Origin of the sequence: Micromonospora sp. NPDC050495, assembly GCF_040655175.1 — a bacterium.
Lineage (GTDB): Bacteria > Actinomycetota > Actinomycetes > Mycobacteriales > Micromonosporaceae > Micromonospora.
In genome coordinates, this window is sequence record NZ_JBFAJK010000043.1 from 1 (window position 1) to 17,532 (window position 17,532).

The 17,532-nt window shown below is 71.1% G+C and carries 27 protein-coding genes; 2 read left to right on the forward strand and 25 right to left on the reverse strand.

The window, feature by feature from the left end; genetic code table 11:
- Positions 1-91 precede the first annotated feature (91 nt).
- The gene (locus tag AB0I11_RS28035) at positions 92-427 is read right to left on the reverse strand and encodes a hypothetical protein (RefSeq protein WP_357326972.1); all 336 of its coding nucleotides are present in this window, start codon (positions 425-427) and stop codon (positions 92-94) included.
- A 307-nt stretch (positions 428-734) separates the two neighbouring features.
- Here AB0I11_RS28035 and AB0I11_RS28040 point away from each other — a divergent pair, with 307 nt between their 5' ends.
- Both AB0I11_RS28040 and AB0I11_RS28045 read left to right on the forward strand, forming a co-directional pair.
- Positions 735-1,505, forward strand: coding sequence for a DUF4253 domain-containing protein (locus AB0I11_RS28040; RefSeq protein WP_357326975.1), 771 nt, complete (start codon positions 735-737; stop codon positions 1,503-1,505).
- A 229-nt stretch (positions 1,506-1,734) separates the two neighbouring features.
- Positions 1,735-2,559 (forward strand): hypothetical protein, encoded by an 825-nt coding sequence (locus tag AB0I11_RS28045; protein WP_357326978.1) that lies wholly within the window; start codon positions 1,735-1,737, stop codon positions 2,557-2,559.
- A 38-nt stretch (positions 2,560-2,597) separates the two neighbouring features.
- Here AB0I11_RS28045 and AB0I11_RS28050 read toward each other — a convergent pair whose 3' ends face one another.
- The 24 genes from AB0I11_RS28050 to AB0I11_RS28165 form a co-directional block, all read right to left on the reverse strand.
- Entirely contained in the window at positions 2,598-3,659 is a 1,062-nt protein-coding gene (locus AB0I11_RS28050; RefSeq protein WP_357326981.1) for a site-specific integrase, read from the reverse strand.
- Positions 3,649-3,978 carry a hypothetical protein gene (locus AB0I11_RS28055; RefSeq protein WP_357326983.1) on the reverse strand — a complete coding sequence of 110 codons (330 nt, stop codon included), beginning with the start codon at positions 3,976-3,978 and terminating at the stop codon, positions 3,649-3,651. The genes AB0I11_RS28050 and AB0I11_RS28055 overlap by 11 nt, the downstream gene beginning before the upstream one ends.
- Positions 3,979-4,442: 464 nt before the next feature.
- Complete coding sequence (locus tag AB0I11_RS28060; RefSeq protein WP_357326986.1) at positions 4,443-4,934, reverse strand: hypothetical protein; 492 nt, start codon at positions 4,932-4,934, stop codon at positions 4,443-4,445.
- A 16-nt stretch (positions 4,935-4,950) separates the two neighbouring features.
- The gene (locus AB0I11_RS28065) at positions 4,951-5,361 is read right to left on the reverse strand and encodes a hypothetical protein (protein WP_357326989.1); all 411 of its coding nucleotides are present in this window, start codon (positions 5,359-5,361) and stop codon (positions 4,951-4,953) included.
- 1 nt (position 5,362) lies between these two features.
- Positions 5,363-5,626, reverse strand: coding sequence for a hypothetical protein (locus tag AB0I11_RS28070; protein WP_357326992.1), 264 nt, complete (start codon positions 5,624-5,626; stop codon positions 5,363-5,365).
- Positions 5,623-5,769, reverse strand: a complete 147-nt coding sequence (locus tag AB0I11_RS28075; RefSeq protein WP_357326995.1) for a DUF6011 domain-containing protein — start codon at positions 5,767-5,769, stop codon at positions 5,623-5,625. Before AB0I11_RS28075 ends, AB0I11_RS28070 begins: the two co-directional genes overlap by 4 nt.
- A 3-nt stretch (positions 5,770-5,772) precedes the next feature.
- Positions 5,773-6,039, reverse strand: coding sequence for a hypothetical protein (locus AB0I11_RS28080; RefSeq protein ID WP_357326999.1), 267 nt, complete (start codon positions 6,037-6,039; stop codon positions 5,773-5,775).
- Entirely contained in the window at positions 6,039-6,296 is a 258-nt protein-coding gene (locus AB0I11_RS28085; protein WP_357327002.1) for a hypothetical protein, read from the reverse strand. Before AB0I11_RS28085 ends, AB0I11_RS28080 begins: the two co-directional genes overlap by 1 nt.
- Positions 6,293-6,766: a hypothetical protein gene (locus AB0I11_RS28090; RefSeq protein WP_357327005.1), complete on the reverse strand. Its 474-nt coding sequence runs from the start codon at positions 6,764-6,766 to the stop codon at positions 6,293-6,295. Before AB0I11_RS28090 ends, AB0I11_RS28085 begins: the two co-directional genes overlap by 4 nt.
- On the reverse strand, positions 6,763-7,113 hold the full coding sequence (locus AB0I11_RS28095; RefSeq protein WP_357327008.1) for a hypothetical protein: 351 nt from the start codon (positions 7,111-7,113) through the stop codon (positions 6,763-6,765). Before AB0I11_RS28095 ends, AB0I11_RS28090 begins: the two co-directional genes overlap by 4 nt.
- Before the next feature lie 71 nt (positions 7,114-7,184).
- The gene (locus tag AB0I11_RS28100) at positions 7,185-7,364 is read right to left on the reverse strand and encodes a hypothetical protein (protein ID WP_357327010.1); all 180 of its coding nucleotides are present in this window, start codon (positions 7,362-7,364) and stop codon (positions 7,185-7,187) included.
- A gap of 131 nt (positions 7,365-7,495) precedes the next feature.
- Entirely contained in the window at positions 7,496-8,596 is a 1,101-nt protein-coding gene (locus AB0I11_RS28105) for a ParB/RepB/Spo0J family partition protein (protein WP_357327013.1), read from the reverse strand.
- Between the two features lie 99 nt (positions 8,597-8,695).
- The gene (locus AB0I11_RS28110; protein WP_357327016.1) at positions 8,696-8,983 is read right to left on the reverse strand and encodes a hypothetical protein; all 288 of its coding nucleotides are present in this window, start codon (positions 8,981-8,983) and stop codon (positions 8,696-8,698) included.
- Positions 8,984-9,210: 227 nt separating this feature from the next.
- Positions 9,211-10,119 carry a recombinase family protein gene (locus AB0I11_RS28115; protein ID WP_357327018.1) on the reverse strand — a complete coding sequence of 303 codons (909 nt, stop codon included), beginning with the start codon at positions 10,117-10,119 and terminating at the stop codon, positions 9,211-9,213.
- A 394-nt stretch (positions 10,120-10,513) separates the two neighbouring features.
- Positions 10,514-10,918 carry a hypothetical protein gene (locus AB0I11_RS28120; protein ID WP_357327021.1) on the reverse strand — a complete coding sequence of 135 codons (405 nt, stop codon included), beginning with the start codon at positions 10,916-10,918 and terminating at the stop codon, positions 10,514-10,516.
- Between the two features lie 14 nt (positions 10,919-10,932).
- Positions 10,933-11,922, reverse strand: coding sequence for a DUF2637 domain-containing protein (locus AB0I11_RS28125; RefSeq protein WP_357327065.1), 990 nt, complete (start codon positions 11,920-11,922; stop codon positions 10,933-10,935).
- 6 nt (positions 11,923-11,928) lie between these two features.
- Positions 11,929-12,063 (reverse strand): hypothetical protein, encoded by a 135-nt coding sequence (locus AB0I11_RS28130; protein ID WP_357327068.1) that lies wholly within the window; start codon positions 12,061-12,063, stop codon positions 11,929-11,931.
- Positions 12,060-12,506: a hypothetical protein gene (locus AB0I11_RS28135; protein WP_357327071.1), complete on the reverse strand. Its 447-nt coding sequence runs from the start codon at positions 12,504-12,506 to the stop codon at positions 12,060-12,062. Before AB0I11_RS28135 ends, AB0I11_RS28130 begins: the two co-directional genes overlap by 4 nt.
- 64 nt (positions 12,507-12,570) lie before the next feature.
- Positions 12,571-12,813, reverse strand: coding sequence for a hypothetical protein (locus AB0I11_RS28140; RefSeq protein ID WP_357327074.1), 243 nt, complete (start codon positions 12,811-12,813; stop codon positions 12,571-12,573).
- Between the two features lie 194 nt (positions 12,814-13,007).
- Positions 13,008-13,325 carry a hypothetical protein gene (locus AB0I11_RS28145; RefSeq protein WP_357327077.1) on the reverse strand — a complete coding sequence of 106 codons (318 nt, stop codon included), beginning with the start codon at positions 13,323-13,325 and terminating at the stop codon, positions 13,008-13,010.
- A gap of 71 nt (positions 13,326-13,396) precedes the next feature.
- Positions 13,397-13,933, reverse strand: coding sequence for a hypothetical protein (locus AB0I11_RS28150; RefSeq protein ID WP_357327084.1), 537 nt, complete (start codon positions 13,931-13,933; stop codon positions 13,397-13,399).
- A complete protein-coding gene (locus tag AB0I11_RS28155; protein ID WP_357327087.1) occupies positions 13,930-14,955 on the reverse strand; it encodes an AAA family ATPase in 1,026 nt (341 codons plus the stop codon). Before AB0I11_RS28155 ends, AB0I11_RS28150 begins: the two co-directional genes overlap by 4 nt.
- A 1,130-nt stretch (positions 14,956-16,085) precedes the next feature.
- Complete coding sequence (locus tag AB0I11_RS28160) at positions 16,086-16,388, reverse strand: hypothetical protein (RefSeq protein WP_357327090.1); 303 nt, start codon at positions 16,386-16,388, stop codon at positions 16,086-16,088.
- 63 nt (positions 16,389-16,451) lie between these two features.
- Positions 16,452-17,378, reverse strand: a complete 927-nt coding sequence (locus AB0I11_RS28165) for a hypothetical protein (protein ID WP_357327093.1) — start codon at positions 17,376-17,378, stop codon at positions 16,452-16,454.
- Between the last annotated feature and the right edge of the window lie 154 nt (positions 17,379-17,532).

The window sequence follows — 17,532 nt, forward strand, 5'->3', positions numbered from 1 at the left end:
CCGCCGCATAACCACACAGCGCCAACCCCATCCCGGCTCCGCTGCGCTACGCCGGGATGCTGCCGCGCGTCTGGACACGGTCATTTTCGGATTAGATGAGCGCGATGCGGAAGTCCGGCTCGTTGGCTGCCGTGAGCTGGCCAAGATCCCAGAACGGCCGGAGCTTGCCCTGGCCAGGGATAGGCGTGCGGCGGCCCCCGTCCTGACCGGCGAACAGCTGCAGGTCGGCGCGGATGATGCCATGGATGCTCTCGCGGCGACGCCAACGGCACCACGCGGTCGCGTGCTCCAGCCGCATCTGCTCCGCAGCCTCGATGAGCAGGTCCCACCATTCGGCGGCGGCAGAGTGGACGTCGCCGAGCTCGGTAAGGACGTCGAGTGCGATCTCCCACTCGTCGTGGTCCAGGTACTCACGGGCCTCGAGCACGGTAGCCCTGCCTCAGAAACGGCAACAATCGGCCGGACTCGACGGCCTGTTCGAGTAGCCCCGGAACGCTCACGTACGGGATTTCCGGCAGCCGCCAAGCCGAAGCGTTACCCGCAGGCTCCCCGCTCGGGATCCGCCACGCGTACCAGCGCGTCAGAACGCTCGGTCGGTAGGCCACCCAGCAGCGGTCCGCCACGGTGTTCCACCGCAAGCGGCCGATCCGCAGCCGGCGGCTGCCTGCTACCAGCTGAAGATCGCGTCCTACACGTCGACGGCCGTGTCATAGTCAGCGCCTACGGTATCGGCCATGACGTGGTACGACGCGCTGCCGCCGGACATCCCCGAGGGCCGGCTGATGATCCCGTACAACGGCGCCACGCCGGTGTACTGGCTCTCCTCCCGACCCGTCGCGGCGGGTGAATGGTCTCGGTGGCGGGCCCGGCATCAGCGAAATGGACTGTGGCCGCTGCTCGCGCTGGACGCCGAAAGCGATGACGATCCGTTCGGCGTCGACGCCGAATACGACCGCATCACCACGGTTGAGCAGCACGACAGCGGCGCGGTCCTCGCCGAGTGGTGGCAAGAGGTCACCGATGACAACCTCGACGAAGAGGCCGCCGCCGACCGCGGCTACCTCGATCCGATCGGGGTACGGTGGCCGGGCCTCACGTCCGACCCCGATCGGCAAGGGCCGGTGGAGCACTTCGCCGACCAGTACGCTGACCTACTCGCCACCGGCCAGGCCCGCCTCGCGCTGGTCCCCGCGACCGACGGCGCACACGCGCTGACAGCGATCGGCTGGACCGGCCCACTCAACCACGACAACGACACCGCCCGCTTCGCCGCCGTTGTCCGCGACTGGCAGCGCCGGTTCGGCGCCACGGTCGTCGGTCTGGGCTTCGACACCCTGCACCTGAGTATCGCCGCACCACCGACCACCCTCGAGCTGGCGCTGAGAGTGACCGCCGAACACTTTGCGTTCTGCCCGGACAACATCTGGCAGAGCAACACCGACACCTTCCCCAAGTACGCCGAAGCGATCACGGACGTGAACTGCTGGAGCTTCTGGTGGGACTGATCCCGGCGACGACCGCCGGCGACGTTCCGACATCCGTCCAGCGGACGGTCGGATGACCGAACGTGAGCACGGCAAGGTGATCGTCGCAATGGCAAAGACGGTTGCCGGACATAGCCAATAGCCACCCACCCGACAGCCGCTCGGACTGCTGCCCAGCGTCTGCGTGAGCGAGTCGCTCGCCAACGCGATGAGGTCCTACAGTGTCCAAGATCCTTCGGGGAGGTGCAGATTGACCGCCGCAGCGGACGATGACTCGGCGCGCCGGCTACGCGCGTGGATGCACGCCTATCTGACGCACCTGCAGGTCGACCCCGATCGACTCGGGACGGTGCTGGATGTCGCCGCCGTCGGCATCGTGAACTCAGCCTGGCGTAACAGCGTGGTGGAAGACTGGCACGCCGGCCGGGGTCCACTGAGCGACGCCGATATGCTGATCATCAACTCACATTCGACCTGGCGAGTGCGCCAACTCCTGCACCGCTGGCGTCGGGATCTGGGTTTGCCGTACGACACGCCCACCGTCGCCATCGACGACAGCGTCGGCGACTTCGACTGGCTGGGGTCCCGGCTCTACGCCTGGTTCGCCAACCCCCACCGCAAGCTCCCCACTGGGCAGATCCTCGGCGGCCTCGCCGGCGACGACATGGCCGATTACGACCAGCACGCCGCAGGCGTGCTCGGCGGGCTGCTCGCCCAGGCCGATACCCTCGGTGTCGCCGGCAGCCTGTGGCGTGCCGCGCTGCACGGAGCCCTTGCGTGCCGGCATTGGTGGGGCACGTCGACGTGGCCGCAGCTGGTCAAGGAGTGTGTTAGTGCCGCCTTCGACGGTGAGCACGAGTATTGGAGCCGTTACGGCCAGCAGCTCAGAGAACTGCCTCCACTGCCGGCGCAGATTGCCACGCCTGAAGCGATGCGTTCGATCCTGCTGCACCGTCCGTGGACCTTGCAGGCCGCCAGCGCGGACTGGCTGATCCGGCTCGGTATCCGATTCTTGTGCCCTCCCATGGTTACACCCACCGGGCTGCCAGATATCAAGGAGTCCGATGTGCTGTAACCGTGCGCTGACCGCCAACTGCGAAACGGGGCTGACCATCAACCCGATTTCGCCGCTGGCAGTTCTGGCTGACATCGCGGCCCGCTGGCGCGGTTTACGGCGGCGAGCGGGTGGGGTTGGCCGGTCAGGGCGGACAGCGCCGCAGCGACGGCTTGCAGGTCGGCTTTGATGTAGGTGGTGGTGGCCGGTCCGGTGGAGTCGGTGTGCCCGGCGTAGGCGCGGGCGATGCCGTAGCCGAAGTGCCGTTCGACCCAGGTCAGGGTGGTGTGGCGCAGCCAGTGGGTGGAGATTCCTTGGGCGGCCACCCACGGCAGTCGCTGTCCGACGCGTTTCCACAGGTGGTCGTAGCGGCGGCTGGCAATTGCCCGCCCATTGCGGTAGCGCAGCAGGCGGTCGGTGGGCACGACCGCGCCTCGGGTACGGGCATGTTCGTCGAGGTGGGCGGCGAGGTCGAGGGTGATCGGTTGCCAGCGCAGGGTGGCACCTTTCTCGGTCAGCCGCACGAGCCCGCGGTCGGTGTCCAGGTCGGCCAGCCGCAGCCCGAGCGCGCCACCGCGGCGGCAGGCGGTCTCGGTGTGCAGCCGCAGCAGAAGGGCGTCAAGAAGAACGTCGTTACCGCTGGTTCGGGCGGCGGCGTTGATCTGTTCGAGTTCGTCGGAGGTCAGGGCGCGGCGGGTGCTCGGTAGTCGGCGGGGCTTGACCACCCGGTGGGCAGGGCTGGCGGCAGCGTCGATGAGCCCGTCGGCGATGGCCCGGTTGTAGATGGCGCGGGCGGCGGCGATGACGTGCTCGCCGGCGTGGCGGCCGCTGCGGCTGTTACGCCGCGACCGGGCGGTCGCGGCGATCTGTCGCTGCATCGCCTCGATGTCGCTGGCGGCGATGGCGTCCAACGGAAGGTCGCCCCAGGCGGCGGCCATGCGGTTCCAGTAGGTCCCGTAGGTGCGGCGGGCGCCGGAACCGGCCGCGGCGGCGACGCGGGGCAGGTACTCGGCGAGGGTCGGCAGGCGTGGACCGGGGTCGGCCTGCAGATCGGCGAGAGTGACGCCGAGGTGGGCAAGCAGCTGCCGGGCGGCAGCGACGCGGGCGGGATCAGCCGACACGATGCCCTCCGATCACCTTGGCATGCAGGTCGGCCAGCAGCCGCGCGACGGTACTGGCCGGGTGGATCACCAGCAGGTCATGGGCGACCAGAGCGGCGAGCAGCAGCGGCTGCCCGGGCACGATCGCGCACATCTGACGCGCGCTGGCCGGTAGCGGCAGCTCAGCCCGGCTGCCCACCACGTGCTGCCCCGCACGCGCCGACGCGATCACCAGCATCTGGTCCTGCGCGTTGATGGCGATGCGATGGCCCGGGCCCCAGCGCAGCGCGCGCAGCAGACCGCGTTCGGTCACCCGGCCGGAGCGGTCCGGGCGAGCCATACCGATCAGGATCTCGTCCGGTGAGGCGCCGGACGGGGTCGCGGTCGGTCGGAAAGCGGGACCGGAATGAGCGCGCCGATGAGCTGCTCACGGTCGCGGGGCCGAGTTGGTGTCATGGCCGGTCCAACCGGCAACACCCCGCTGCGCGCCGGGACCCACGTACGGCTAGCCGACGCTCACGATGACGGGTGAGCGCAGATATGCCGGCGCATCGAGGCGGAACCGAATCCAATTCATATTCGGTGGAACTCCACCAATACTGGTGTCCGAGGGGGGACTTGAACCCCAGATCAACAGCCCGCTGAGCTGGGCAAATTCTATCGGGCCTGCTCAGCATGTGTCTACTCGTGGCCCATTGTGGCCGCTTGTAGCCCCTTGTTCCCGCTGATGTTCCCGCCGGGAACATCGTTGATCTTGCCCAAGCGAAGGGGGCCGGCCCAGCGGACCGGCCCCCAGCTGTACGGCTACGGTCGCTCAGCGGCCCCGTGCACCGTGTCGGCCGCGTCGACCGGCACCTCTTCCCATATCCAGTGGCCGCCCATCACAACGTACCGGCCGTGCTCGTCCGGCTCGATGCGCAGATCCTCCTCGTCGAGCGCCGTGCGCTCGACCACGATCACGTCGCCTTCCCAGCGCATCGGCGGCACGTCCTGGTCCAGGTACCGCTCAAGCTTCTCGCCGGTCAGCCCCGAGTGCTCCAGCAGCGCCCGGTTGTGCCGGCGGGACAGCTCCTGGTCGGTCACCACTGCCGCGGCGACGTCGCGGGTGCAGGACCACACCGCCCAGCCGTTCCAGCGCCGCACCAGCGTGCCGGCGTACACCGACTCGAACCGGCGGCCGCCGTCGTAGGGGTACTCCAGCCACTCCCCCGAGAAGTACCCGGACTCGCCGGGCTGGAGTTGCGGGTTGAGGTCGAGCGGCACGCCCACCTCCGGTCGGTCAAGAGTCAGTTCCACGTGAACTCCTTTGTCGTCAGAACAGGGTCAGGGCCGGCGTTTCGCGCCGCCGGTCCAGTTCGCGTACTTCGTTGCCGGTCTGGTCTTCCCACCACGCGGCGAACATGCGCCGGTGGCACCAGTTGTCCGGTGGCGGCACGTTTAGGTCGCAGAAGCACAGCAGCACCAGCTGCTCGCTTCCGGCCGCGTCGGCGATCTCCGCGAACTGCTCGGAGATCAGGTCCACCCCTGCCGCTTCCAGCCGCTCCAGGTAGATGTGCCGGTACGGGCCCTCGGCCATCCGCAACATCGCGTAGCTCGGCGCGAGGAGCCGGGCGAACCCGGCCAGGTCGTACGGCAACGGGAACCGGGGCTTGCCGACCGTCGTCCGGACCGGCGCGCCCTGGTCGGGCCTGAACCGCTGGTAGCGGTTCGTGAACAGCTGCAACTCAACCTCCATGTTGAGGCGTGGACTCGTCGTAGAGCTGCCCCAGCATCGGGATCAGCTCGTCCAGGTGCGCGGCCAGCGCGTCCAGCGCGGACGCCACCACCGACGGCGGGCCGTGCATGGTCAGCAGCTCCAGCTCCACGATGCCGTCGCCGTGGGCGACGTCGACCGTCTCGCCGTCGGGCAGCGGCGGCAGCGGCAGGACCGCCCTCGCCTCCACCCTCGGCGTGTACAGCCCGTCCTTGTTCCGCAGGATGGCCGTCACGCTGCTCCTCCCATCGCCAGCCGCTTCACGCGGCACTTCGGCCCGACCCGCTCGGCGCGAGCCCGCTTCGTCCGCAGCGGACGTCCGCAGTCCTCGCACTCCACGGGCTCTTCGTCGGGGTCGACCGGCACCTGGTCAGGCATCGGTTACCTCCTCCCTCGCAGCCGGGCGGCGATCGCCCGGCACCATCCGCGGTCGACCCCGAGCCGCTCGGCCACCTCGTCGGCCGTGTAGCCGTCGACGAGGTACCTCGTGGCCAGGGTCGCCACCCGGTCGTCGACCGGCGGGGCGTCCGCCGGCGGCCGGGTCACCATCGGCCGGCCCCGGCGCGGCGGCGGCTCTGCCCCCGTCTCGCGCCGGGTGGCACGGGCCCGGGCCAGCGCCCGGTCCCGCGCCGTCTCCTGCTCGGCCACTACCGGGCCCGCCGCCGTCGGTGCCGCAGCCGCCGCCGGTACTCCAGGTGCGTCACCCGCAGCCGCTGCCGCTGGTAGTCCGTCAGGCGGACCAGCACCCGCAGCGCCGGGCGCAGCGCCCGGACCATCTGCTGCATGAGCTCGCCGAGCGCCCGGAAGGCTTCGGCGAGCTGGCGGCCCAGCTCCTCGAACGCCGCCCGGATCCGGGCGGCCTGCTCCGGGCTGAACTGCGGCGCCTGGACGGCGGGCGCGGTCACGCCGCCGCCCTCGCCTCGGCCCGGGCCTCGGCCGGTGCCGGCAGCGCGACCACCGCTCCCGGCTGCTCGGCCAGCCACTCCCGGCCGACGCGGGCCAGCCGCTCGACCAGCTCGTTGCGGACCTTCTCGGCGCCCTCGGCGTACTGCTCCAGGTTGCCGACCACCTTGCGGTAGTCGGGGTCGGTCTTGGCCTTCTCCCTCGCCGGCGGGAGCAGCCACCGCTCGTTGGCGGCCACCTCCATGTCGGCGACGCCGCACGCGAACGCGATCCCGTGCAGCTCGGCCGCCTTGTGGATCGCGTCGACCACGGCGCTGGCCAGGTCGCGGGCGTCGCGCTCGCGCAGCTCCAGGCCGAGGTCTTCCGCGGTGGCGGCCAGCACGGCGGCCGCCGTCTTCCGCACGTCGATGTAGCCCGGCAGGGCCGCCTTGACCCGGGCGGCCTCCTCTTCGACCTTCGCGTCCCGGCTCACGCGGTCTCACCCGCCCCGGCTCGGTGGTCGCAGTCGATGACTGCGGCCGTACAGCTTTCGGACACAGTGGTCCCCTCTCCGTTCGGTTGCTTCGGCAGCTTCGCTGCCCTGACTTCCGCGACGAGCGCCGGGCCGGCGTGGGTGTCGAACACCGCGCGTCGGGCGACCCGGAAGGCCGCCGGTCCGAGCGGGACCGCGTTCAGCATCCGCGCCTGCCGGTACAGCTCGGCCTGCGCTCGCCGCATCGCCTGCCGCAGGCGGGCCGGTCCGGACGGCAGCGGCCACGCCCACAGGACCGTGACCACTCGCCTCGCACCGATCGCCTCCAACAGCCGAGGGTTGTACATAGACATTGTATCCGACCGAGCACCCGCAGTCAAACTGCGACCGTATAGCTGACGGGCACGGAGACGCCGCCTCACAGGTTCAGGGCCCGCCGCTGATCGTCGGAGAGCACCCGGCGGGCCTTCTCCACCAGCGGCCCGCCGTCGCAGGCCAGGCACACCACCACCGGGTCGCGGTCGCCCCTGCGCACCCGGACCTGGCCGCGCCGGCAGATCCCGCACGGCGGCAGCTCGATCGGCCCGAGCACCGACATCAGCCGGCCCCACGCGAACAGGCGTCCACGCCCGGAGCATACGCACTCCCACTGCGCCCGCACAGGGATCGCCCGGACAGACAGGGACGCCCCGCGGGTCAGCCCGCGGGGCGTCCACAGTCACCAGTCGGTCAGTGCTGGCACACCGAGCAGAAGCCGTACTCCTCCACGGCGTCCGGGTGGCCCTCCCACGTGCAGTTGGGGTCCACCTTGATCGTCCCGTCGTTGACCGGCACCGTCGGCACCGGCGTCAGGTCGACCATCTCGGCCGGGATCACCACGGCGTCCGGGTCCAGCTCCACGGTCACCGACGCCGCGATCGCCTGGGCCTTGCGCAGCTTCGTCGCCACCTTCCCCGCCGCTGTCCGCAGGTGCTCCACCCGCTGCCGGTACGCGGCCACGCCGCCGTCGGCGCCGGCGAGCACCTTCGCCAGCTCCACCTCGTCCAGCTGCGCCAGCTCGGCCAGGATCTCGCCGGCCGCCGCCAGGCGCTCGATCTTGCTGACCACCTTCTTCCGCTTGGCGACCACCTTCTCCTGCTCTTCCTCGCTGTGCTCGGCCTCGTCGAGCTGGAAGAACCCGCCCTGCTCCTCGGCCGCCATGCAGGCCTTGGCGAACTCCTCGGCGTCCCGCGCCGACCGGAACTCGCCCCGCGCCCACTTCACCAGGAACCTCCGCTGCTGGTCGGCCGACAGCCGGCACACGTACCAGGCGACGCCCACCTGCAGCTGCCCCTTGGCGACGAGCTGCTTCGCGTCGTCGATCAGCCCGAGCAGGTCGATCCGCCACCCGATGTACGGCAGGCTCTTGCCGAACAGCTCGGCGATGGCCTCCGTCTCCCAGCCGGCTTGGGCGAGGCGCGCGTACGCCGCCGCCTCCTCCATCGGCGTCATGTCCTGCCGGTTGACGTTCTCGGCGACCTGCGCGATGAACGCCGTCTCGTCGTCCATCTCCCACACCATCGCGGCCAGCGTCTCGATGCCGCCCTGCTGGGCGGCCCGCCAGCGCCGCTCGCCGACGACCAGGCGGTAGGTGCCCGCCTTCGCCTTCCGCACGGCGACCGGCTGGAGCTGGCCGAGCTTCTGCATCGACGCCGCCAGCTCGGCCAGCTCCTCCTCGGTGAACTGCTTGCGCGGCTGGTCCGGGTCCGCCTCGATCTTCCCAACGGGGATCGTCCGCAGGACCGGGGCCTTCGCCTTCGCCGGCTTCTCCGCAGTCGCAGTCGCAACCATCGTCTTCCTCCACAGTGAACGGTAGGCGCGGTGCGTACACATTCATTGTAGGCGAAAGTCGATCTTGTCGTCAATGTTTTATGTAGGCCGCGACCTGAATCACGAGGCCAGCTTCATCCCGTCGTCGGCGTACGGCACCACCATCGCCAGCGCAGCGAGCACCGGGGCGTAGGGCCTCGCGGCCACGTCGCGCACCGTCCGCCGCACGCCTCGGGCAGCTCGACCGGCCATACGCGACAGCTCTACCAGCGGCGCCGGCCGCAGCACGGCGGCCACCTTCTCCGCCTGCTCGTCGCTGAGGTCGGCGTCGTCTGCCCGCCCCGACGCCAGCTCGGCCTCGATCCGCTCCGCCAGCTTCTGGACCTCGATCGTGCGCTTCCGATGCAACGCGCTGCTCCCCCGTCGTCCGTGTCGATGCGACAACCATCCCACTGCGGCCCGATAGGGCACGCGGCTTCACCAGCCCCTTTGAGATCGGTGGATGACGGGGATCATAGGCAGGTGGTTACCGATCAGTACAGGTCAGAAGTCCACGCTGAAAAGATTTTCGCGAATCCTTGTTACGCGGTGTCCTGGTTGGACGATGTACCGATGGGGAGCAGTGTTTTGGGCGGTCACTTCCAGACGAACTCAAGCCTGTCGACGTCGAGCTGCACCTGCCCGGCGCGGCTCGCCGGCTTCACGATGATCCGGTCCAGGACGAGCGCCAACAGCTCCCGTCGCCGCTCCAGCGGCGCGTCGACCCACCACTCGGCCAGGCCCTCGGGCGTCGTCGCCGGCAGCGCCTGCAACCGCTGCGCCTGGGCGATCCGCTCGCGCACCGCCTTCTGCTCGCGCTTCGCCTCGGCCTCGATCGCCGTGAGCGTCACCAGGCTGATCTCCCGCTTCGCGTACGCCTGCCCCGCCTCCGCCAGGCGGTCCTCGATCGCCTGCAGGACCTCCTGCATCGTCTCTTCGCCGTTCATCGCCGAGCCCACGGCGCGCTCCAGCCGGGCCCGCACCTTCGGCGACGCCAGCCGGGCTAGGGCCCGCGCGGCGACCTCCTCCTCCAGGCTCTCCGCCGCGATCCGGATGCGGCCGCAGCCGTAGCTGGGGCTGCCGGCCCGGCACACGTACCCGCGCTTGCCGCTGTTGCTCGGCTGCGTGTACAGCGGCTTCCCGCACCGGTGGGTGCCGTTGCCGTCCTCGTCCTCCAGTGGGAAGCCGCACACCAGGAACCCGCCCGACAGCAGGTACTTCCGCTGGTTCGTCGCGTGCGGCTGCTTGCGCTCCGGCGCGTCCAGCAGCTCCAGCAGCCGCTGGTGCGTGGCCTCGTCGATGATCGGCGCCCACTGGCCCTTGCCGACCACCTCGCCGTGGTACGTCCGCAGGCCCGCCAGCCGCGGGTTCCGCAGCAGCCGCGACAGCGACTGCTGGGTCCAGGGCCGCCCGGCCGACGTCATGATCTCCCGCGCCCGCAGGTCCGCCACGGTCGAGCGCATGCTCTCCCCGTCGAGGACCCGCTTCACGACGTCGCGGATCACCGCCGCCTCAGGCTCGATGACTTCGCGCCCTGTCTCGTCGTACCCGTAGCACCGCACCGTCTCGACCCCCAGCAAAAACCGGCCTGAACCCAGCCGACCTATAAGCTAGCAGTGCTCCATGGCAACGGGCTACCTACGGGCACGTGGGAGTTAACAAACCGTGACTGCCACTCTCCCGCCACCGTAACCCCCCACCCTGCCGGGCCGGACGCCGGGACGCAGAGAGCCCGGGAACCGCGTGAGCAGGTTCCCGGGCTCTCCTCGCCATCCGCACGTCGCGGAGCCGGTCAGGCTGTGCTGTCCCCCGACAACTCCCCTGAGCGGCCCCGTGAGCCGCACAGCCACGAGTGGCAAGGCCGGTTACATTCAACCACTGCGACCCGACAGATCGCCACTACAGCGAAACCCACCGGTCGCCGTCGCGGTACTGGATCTCGACGCACCCATAGTTCGGCTGCCCGAAGTCGTCCAGCGGCCCGAAGTCCGCGTCGCCCCCCGGCTCCTCCGCTGTCCAGATCAGCCCCTCGTACACCACGCCGCGCTCGCCCGGGTCGACGTGCTTCCCGTCGTAGATCGCGCTCTCGTCGATGTCACCCTCGTCGAGCAGCCGGAACCGGCGGCCGGCCGTCCGGGCGCGCTCGATCATCTCCTCGGTCGCCTGCCGGGGGCCGGCCGTCCCGACCTCCGACTCCGACGTGCCGTGCAGCTCGTGGTCCCGGTCCCGGGTCAGCACCCAGGCGTACGGGTTGTCGGGCCACTGCACCGCCCGCTCGGCCTGAATCATCGCCATCGACACCATCGGTCTCTCCTCCACTACTCGACCCCGGCACCGACCGGCACCCGGGCTTCCTGCTGGTCGCTCTCGCCGGCGACGTCGCCGCCGGCTTCCTGCTCGGCCTGGAGCTCCGCCTTCGCCTCCGCGATGCGGTTCCGGCCCCACCTCTCGCTGCGCCCGAACCGGTCGCCGAGCGCCTTGCCCGTCAGCGGCTCGCCGGCCGCCAGCGAGTCCCGCCACGCCTTCCGGGCCGCCGCGTTCTCGTCGGCCGCCGGGTCGGGCGGCACCAGGTCCGGCAGCGGCAGCGGCTGCTGGGCCGGCCACGGCTCCGGCGGCACCACCACGTCCAGCGCCGGCATCGGCAGCCGCGCCGCCTGCGGCACCGGCACGGGGTCCGGCACCGGCACGGGGTCCGGCACCGGCACCGGGTCCGGGTCCCGCAGCGGCACCGGCACCGGGTCCGGGTCCCGCAGCGGCACCGGCTCGGCGGCGGCCGGCGGCACCGGCAGCGGCACCGGGGGCGGCGGCACGGGGGCCGCGGCGACGGCAGCCAGGAACGGCTCCCGCTCGGCGGCACGAGCCAGGGCGGCGGCACGCTCGGCCGCGATCGCCGCGCGCCGCATCTGCGACAGCACCACCAGCCCGATCGACGCCACGACCACCAGGCCGTCGACGGACAGCGGCAGGGTGCTCGCCGTCAGCCAGTCCTCGCCGTACTCCAGGGCCAGGCCCTTCATGTGCCGGTAGCTGGCCAGGGCGGCGACGCCCGCGACGATCACCGTGCCGCCCAGCCGCACCACGTTCAGCAGCCGGCTCCGCGGTGCCGGCACCCGCGTCATCACCTCCGAGCACAGCAGCAGCGCCAGCGGCGCCCAACCGGCGACCGCCTTCGCGCCGGCACCGGCACCGGCGTGCGCGATGTTCGCCGCCAGCGATGCCGCGATGCCGGCACCGAACGCCAGCCACACCGACACCCACGCGCCCTTGCTCGGGCGCTCCGGCACGTCGACCTTCTCCACGTGAACCACGCCGGCTTACCCGGCGGCCTCGGCGGCACCGCCGCCGGTCGGCAGTGCCGGCACGCCCGGCACCGTCTCGCTCTCCATCGGTTTCCCCTCCAACAGGTCGAGGCCGCCCGGGGGCCCCGGGCGGCTCTCCTCGGTCGTCACAGGCGGGTCAGCGTCTCCCCCGCCAGCTCGCCGCGCTCGGCCACCGCCCGCTCGTGCTCGTGCAGGTGGTCGGCGCACAGCAGCCGCGTCTGCCGCCACGGGGCCAGCTCCAGGCCCTCCGCCGGGTCGAACAGGCACACCCCGCCGTCCCCGCACTTCTCGCCGTCGTGCTCGATCACCACGCGGGCGACCGCGACGCCCACGCACGGGCCCTGGTCCTCCTCGGGCACGAACTCGGCGTTGAAGGTCGGGATCACCAGGCGCTCGGTGCAGATCAGGTCGGTCGTCGTCGTCATCTTCGGCTCCTCAGGGCTCGGGTTGCAGACCGGGCACGGCGCGCCGATCAGGCCGCCGCAGCGGCAGTCGACGTGCCAGGTGACGCCACTGGCGTCGCGGTAGCAGCGGACGCGGTTTGCGTCGCGGTAGATCGTGTAGTCGCGCACGGCGTCTTCCTCAGGTCAGGAACGACGACCGGCGGGCGCGCTCGAGGCGCGCCCGCCGGCTCGGTCAGCGGTAGCGGTTGAGGGTCAGGGTGTACTCGCGGCCGTCGGTCAGCCGGATGACCACCCCGTTGTCGGTCGTCATGAAGCCCGCGTCGGCCAGCGTCTGGACCTCGCGGATTTCCACCGGCTCGCCGTCCCGCTCGTCCCGCAGCGGCTCGTCGCCGATCGTCTCGGCGGCCTCCTCCAGCTCCAGGGTCTCGGCGGCGACCAGCAGGGCGCGCTCCAGGATCTCCTCGTAGCTCAGCATCTTGGCTTCCTCCTCAGTGCAGGGTGGGGGCGGTGCGTACATATTCATTGTAGGCAACTGTCGATCCGGCGTACAATTTTTATTTACGCCCCGGGCCGTGGAGCACGTCACACAAAGGGCGGTCCTCCCCCGTCCACGGAGAGCACCGAACGCCCCGGGTCGGGTGGTGGAGTGAGGCGGCAGCCGGGCCAGGCTTAGGCGGGCTGTGAGCGGTCGGACCGCTCCCCCAGCCGTCGGGCGTCCAGCTCGGCCGCCGCCTCCAGCAGCCACGCCGGCGGGCCCGGCCGCCGGCCCGCGGGGCGCGGCAGCGCCCGGCCGCCCGGCGCGGTCCGCTCCCGCCCGCAGCCCCGGCAGCTGGTCGTCAGCCACACCAGGCCGCCGCCCTCGGTCGCCGAGCCGTCGAGCAGCCCGGCGCAGCCGTCGCACACGCCCACCGCGCCGGCCTGGGCGGCGGCGGCGAACGCCTCCACGTCGACCAGGCCGTCACGCACCAGCCTCGCGTCGATCGCCACCGCTCACCTCCCCGGCTCCGATGTGGAGCGGGGCCGGGCGAAGGTCGCCCCTCGCCCGGCCCCGCACCCGCTCACTCCTGCTCTGCGGCCGGCAGCGTCAGCAGGTCGGGCAGCGCCAGCCGACCGTCCCGGTAGGCCGACGCCACCTCCTCCCGGCCGCCCTTCTTGAACGTCAGCGTCGTCGACGGCGGCGGCGGCTCGGCGACCTCCACGAAGTCGAGGACCCGGCCCGTCTCGCCGTCGACCACCGTGCCGTCCTGCTCGACCTTCATCCGGGCGAGCAGCGCCTTGCGGAACGCCGGCCGCACCAACTCGACCGGCGCCGGGACGGTCGCCTGCACCTCCGACGGGTGCTCCTGCTTGCAGTACGCCAGGAATCCGGCCTCGTCGACCACGAAGCCCGTCTTCGGCTCAGTCAGCGTCACCTGTGCCACGGCCGCGCCGTAGCCCGGCAGCCGGACCTCGATCGTCGTCACGCCCAGCTCCGCGTTCAGCTCGACCAGGCTGCCGTCGGCCTCGGCCCGCGCGACGTCGTACGCCTTGCGCACCTCGTCCATCAGCGCCTTGAGCACCACGGCCCGCATCGTCCGCTGCTGCACCGCGCTCACCGGCCCGCCCCCGCCGTCTCCGGCTGCCGGCCGTTGACCGCCGGGGCGGACGTCGCCGCGTCGGCGAGCGCCCGGTCCAGCTGGTCGGACGGAACCGCCGCCGAGTTCCGGGCGGCCGCGATCTCCGCACCCCGCTCGGTGAACGCGCCGCGCAGCTTCTGCGTCAGGCCGAGCCGCTGCGCCCGCTGCCACAGCACCGCCAAGTCCTCCCGCGAGCTGCACGCCTCCAGGGCCTTCGGCCAGTCAACGTCCTTCGGCTTCTCGCCGTTCTCCAGCCAGTCGAGCACCTGCAACCCCAGCTCCGCGTCCGGCTTGTGGATCACCTGGTCGGCGAGCGCGTCGCATCGGCTCTTCGTCACCCGCAGGTAGTGGTCCTGGTCGAGGTCGCCCACCAGGTCGAACTCGAACTCCAGCCCGTCGCGCTGGTCGGGCTGCAAGCCCAGCTTCGACACCTTCTTGCGGCCGTCGCTGCCCTCGGTGACCTCGTACTTCTGCTTCGACCGCAGGCACACCACGACGTGCCCGGGGAAGCTCATCAGCGCCTCGATGTACGCCCGCTCGATCGGGCGCACGTCCTTCCAGCCGTCCATCGACCGGCCGCCGTGGTTGCGGGCGAACAGGTCGACCAGCTCCAGGATGCCGCCCGGCCCGAACCAGTAGTGCGAGGCCGAGTCGAGCATGAAGCCCGTGTACCCGGCCACCGCCGCCTCGTCGATCAGCTCGACGAGCTGCCGCGGGTCGTACCGCACCGGGCTGATCTTCGAGAAGCCGTAGCCACCGGCCTCCTCGGGCGTCATGTCGCCGACGCCGGGCAGCTCCGGGTTCACCGCGTACTTGTCGGCCGAGTCCCGCTCGGTGTCGACGAACGCGATCCGCTCGATGCCGTCGGCGACGGTCACCGAGCCGGTCAGCGTGTACAGCAGCTTCAACCCGGTCAGGGTCTTGCCCGCGCCGCTGGGGCCCGCGAGGGCGATCCGACCCTTCGCCTTCTTCCGGCTGGCCGGCATAAACCGTGAACTCATCCTTCGTTCCTTTCCACGTGAACGAACGGTCCTACATAGACTTTATGCGGTCGCGGTCGAGCACTGCGGCCCGACACCCTCGACCGACGAAAAAGCACCCGCGCAGCCCCCGCAAGCCTCACTCCCGACAGCGGCCGGCAGGCCGCAGTCCGGGTGCCAGCAGATCACCGGCGTGGCCAGCTCGGTGCAACCCGTGTCCTCGCGGTGCCGCCAGTCGTCTCCGGCCGCCACAAGCACGCCGCTGCATGCCGCGCACTGCGCAACGTCGACCGGCGCGAGGTACACCCTCACTCCCCGATCACTCTCCTTCCCTCCTCGGGCACGGCCCGCAGCGCGGGCCCGTGCAGCGGAGCCGACTTCCTGCACCCGGGATAGGCACAAGAGCCATTCGGCCCCTCGACGTACCGGTGGTCGACACCGCTCGCGGCGCGGACCCCAACCGTTTCTTGTTCCCTGTATGTCTTGCGTCCGCATGGCGGACCAACTCGGTCCGCCTGACGGACTAGTTCTAGTCCGCGACCCGGACTAGAAGCGCCCTTCACTGGTCCGTCCACCGGACTACCAGACCCGGGCGATTCGGGCGCCGCTGGTCCGGCACGCGGACCAACTACGCCCCTGTCGGTGAGCACGCGCAACAGTTCCGGCGGCACTCCCATGCGGTAGACCGTCTTCGCCTTCTTGCGCCGCGCGTCGGCCACGCTCGGCCGATCGCGCCACACCCACTTCTTCTCCAGCCGGTTCAGCCACGCCGCGACCGTCGACCGGGCCATGCCCGTCGCGTGCTCCAGGTCGGTCAGGCTGGGCGTGAACTGCTCCGGAATCATCGCCGTGGCCGCGTCGGACCACGTGAGCAGCGTCAGGACGAGGTGCCGGCCAGGCGGGTCCAAGTCGCACTCCTCGCTCCTGACCGCACGCTCGACCGTCCACCGGTCCACCATGCAGGCGGCCTCTCTGTGCAGCGCCGCCAGCGCACCGTCGCCCGAACTGGCGTACGATGCGCGTGCGACCCGTTCTTCGTTCCGGGTACGTCCATTTCGGCCCCGCCAGATGACCGCCTGGCGGGGTCGAGACGTTTTCCGGCACCCTACACCCGATGTGTACGGCCGCAATGGCTGCGACGCTGCTCATAGCTACGCCGCCTCGTCGGCCTCTTCGAGCACGTCCCACGGGTCCCACACGATCGTCCGGCCGGTCTCCTCGGCCCAGGCGTAGATCGTCATGAGCTTCCACTGCGGGTTGTTGCTGACCTCGCCGTCCTCCTTGGGCAGCTGGCCCTTCGACCGCCACTGGTACGGCGTGTTGTCCTTCACGCCGAACATCCTGACGATCTCCTTGAGCCCCACCATCGAAGGAATCTCCACCGGGCCCGGCGTCATCAGGTCGGCCGCGATCCTCCGCGTGACCGCCTTCAGCTTCGCCTGGTTCACCTTCACTGTTCCTCTCCTCCCACGGCCGGTTTCCGTACAAGGTCAATGTACGGCACCCGCCGGGGACGATCAGGCCGCCACCCGGGCGGCGGCGTACGGCGCGGCGCGCAGCAAATCCCGCGCCAGGTCGAGCAGACAGCACCGGTCGAGCAGGTGCACCCGCCCGTCCGAGAAGATCGACGGCGGCTCCAGCGGCACCTCGTCCATGAACCGCACCCGGAACTCGCCGGCCAGCTCCTGCCCCGCCTTGTCGTGCATCCACGTCGGCACCAGCGCCCACCGCACGCCCGCCTCGGACAGCTTGGCGGCGACCCACCGGGTCGCCGCCGCGTTGCGCTGCACGTTGGCGACCAGCAGCACCAGGTCGCACTGGCGGGCCACCTCGACCTGACCGGCGTCCAGCGTCCGGTCCAGGTCGACCACCTTCACGTCGGCCGCGTACCGGTCGACCGGTCGCAGCGGCTTGAACGGCTCGTCGACCACCCGCAGGCCCTCGGCCGGGGTGCCGAGCCGGTCGTCCACGCCGCCACGCCCGGTCGCGTCGACGAGCAGCGCACGCCGCCCCTCCTCTGCCGCGACGAGCGCCAGCGCCACCGCGAGGGTCGTCGCTCCGGCTCCGCCGTGGCCGCCGACCACGCCGATCCGCACCTCGGGCGTCTGCCCCGTTGCCGCCTCGGCGACCAGCTGGCGGACGGCCTCCGCGCCGTGCGGCAGGTGATAGACCGGGGCGTCGGGGTAGTCGGCCGCCCAGCCGCGGTACGCGGCGGCCAGCCGGTCGCCGTCCAGCTTCTCCGGGGCGACGACCACCATCCGCGGGTGCGCCGGCATCCCGGCCGCGAGCGTCTGCACGCGGGCGTCGACCACGACGAGCGGGGCACCCCGCCACTGCACGACGGTTGGCTTCCCGACGACGACGTCCACTTCGACGTCGCCGAGGGTGTCCACCACCTCGTCCACGTACTCGTGGCCCCAGGCCACGACCAATGCCTTGCCCATCCATTCCTCCTCGTAGAGACAGCGAGACGTACAAAGACATTGTATACGAATCGATCTCTGGCGTCAATATTTTATGTACGGCGGCGCAGCGCTTTGCCCGCCGTCGACACGGCCCGCTATGCTGGTGTCTCCACGTGAACGCAGCACAGCCCCG

Coding starts and splice junctions, on each gene's coding strand:
- AB0I11_RS28075 (WP_357326995.1), bottom strand. CDS start 5,769: ATGCCTGACCAGGTGCCGGTCGACCCCGACGAAGAGCCCGTGGAGTGC.
- AB0I11_RS28095 (WP_357327008.1), bottom strand. CDS start 7,113: ATGTACAACCCTCGGCTGTTGGAGGCGATCGGTGCGAGGCGAGTGGTC.
- AB0I11_RS28055 (WP_357326983.1), bottom strand. CDS start 3,978: ATGGCTCGCCCGGACCGCTCCGGCCGGGTGACCGAACGCGGTCTGCTG.
- AB0I11_RS28140 (WP_357327074.1), bottom strand. CDS start 12,813: ATGCTGAGCTACGAGGAGATCCTGGAGCGCGCCCTGCTGGTCGCCGCC.
- AB0I11_RS28165 (WP_357327093.1), bottom strand. CDS start 17,378: ATGGGCAAGGCATTGGTCGTGGCCTGGGGCCACGAGTACGTGGACGAG.
- AB0I11_RS28100 (WP_357327010.1), bottom strand. CDS start 7,364: ATGTCGGTGCTCGGGCCGATCGAGCTGCCGCCGTGCGGGATCTGCCGG.
- AB0I11_RS28120 (WP_357327021.1), bottom strand. CDS start 10,918: ATGGTGTCGATGGCGATGATTCAGGCCGAGCGGGCGGTGCAGTGGCCC.
- AB0I11_RS28105 (WP_357327013.1), bottom strand. CDS start 8,596: ATGGTTGCGACTGCGACTGCGGAGAAGCCGGCGAAGGCGAAGGCCCCG.
- AB0I11_RS28040 (WP_357326975.1), top strand. CDS start 735: ATGACGTGGTACGACGCGCTGCCGCCGGACATCCCCGAGGGCCGGCTG.
- AB0I11_RS28155 (WP_357327087.1), bottom strand. CDS start 14,955: ATGAGTTCACGGTTTATGCCGGCCAGCCGGAAGAAGGCGAAGGGTCGG.